Origin of the sequence: Wohlfahrtiimonas populi, from assembly GCF_002006795.1 — a bacterium.
GTDB classification, from domain to species: Bacteria; Pseudomonadota; Gammaproteobacteria; order Cardiobacteriales; family Wohlfahrtiimonadaceae; genus Wohlfahrtiimonas; species Wohlfahrtiimonas populi.
Genome location: NZ_MVDN01000040.1, coordinates 1 through 1,385, shown reverse-complemented (window position 1 = coordinate 1,385; position 1,385 = coordinate 1). Strand labels below are relative to the sequence as shown.

Genomic DNA, 1,385 nt, shown 5'->3' with positions numbered 1-1,385 from the left:
AATTACACCAGTTTCAGGCAAATTATTTGCTTTTTGAAATGCTTTAACTGCAAGCAACGTATTATTCCCAAAACTTCCATCAGTACCATTAGTGTCGTATCCTGCTGTAGTGAGTGCGACTTGAATATCTTTCACTTGTGCGCTAGTTTTGCCTATTTTTAAATCCTGACCAATTGAAATATCAGTAACACCCGCTAATTGTAATAATTCTGCGCGTTCATCATAAGCTCGATCTAAAGTGCCGGCCTTCACTTTATCACTTGAGCTTTTAAAAAAGACTTCATTTTTAAGCACTTTATAATTTTGTACACTATTAATAATTTCAGCATCAGAAATATTTGTTATGTCAAATTTTTCACCATGATAATGTTTCAACGCATTATAAATTCTTTCTGTATCGGGTCCCATTTGTGTTGCTGTACTCCAGATCATATCCTGAACAGCATTGCCTCTTTCACTTAGATCAACACCTTTATTTTTTAATTTATTTAGTTGAACATCGTAATGAGTTTCTTTTATGTATTCATGTTGATTCGTGCCAAAATTTTCATCACTTTTTGCTAATTCTCTCCATTTGGCTTTATATTCTTCGCTGTTAACAGTTAAGCCTTTAAATTCTTCAGAATAATTTTTACTTACAAAATCCTGTAAAGTTCCCATTTTTGAAGATAGTTGATATGTTCCATAAGAAACACCACCATGATCTCCCTGCCCAGTTGATATAGTACTAGCCCCCTTACCTCCTGATTCATATTTTTTTGATGTTTGCCCAAGCTCCCATTTCTTATCTATTGAATCATTCATCTTCTTACCTCCAATGATTGTAAACTAATATCTAATATCCAATGTCTAATTGGCTTTTATAATTTTTGAGTTGATCCACGCGCACTTTTAATGCTTCCAAATATACTTCTAAAGTACGCAACTGTGCATATTGCCCTTGCCCATAGATTAAATATACAAATTGTTGATCATTTTCAATAAGCTTAAGCCACGCCCTTTGAGATTGTTGAATAAAACTCTTTTCTTTCTCATTAGATAACATAATGATTTCTTTATATATTATATTTAATTTTTTATCTTCAATTCCAATTTCAACATTAGCACAATCAAATATTGCAGGCATAATACCTTGCTCAGCTTGTTTTTCATCACAGACCAACTCTGCTGCAACAGAACATGAAATCAACAAAGAGAATGTTATACCAATTAATATTTTATTTTTCATGAATAATCCTTGAGCTTATTTAATTTATAACAATTTAAAAAACAATTCACACAACATAAATAGCTTTTTAAACCGTAATCAAATTTTACTTCCCTACAATAATATTAGCGGTCAATTCTAATGCATAAACCGATTTACTTCTAGTTTCACTTGCTCG

Annotated in this window: 2 protein-coding genes; both read right to left on the bottom strand. The window is 31.7% G+C overall.

Annotated elements, in window-relative coordinates:
• On the bottom strand, window positions 1-804 hold an 804-nt coding region (locus BZK16_RS13835; RefSeq protein ID WP_143691205.1), incomplete at its 3' end, for a peptidoglycan-binding domain-containing protein.
• 31 nt (window positions 805-835) lie between these two features.
• Entirely contained in the window at window positions 836-1,228 is a 393-nt protein-coding gene (locus BZK16_RS13830) for a lysozyme inhibitor LprI family protein (RefSeq protein ID WP_077929464.1), read from the bottom strand.
• Between the last annotated feature and the right edge of the window lie 157 nt (window positions 1,229-1,385).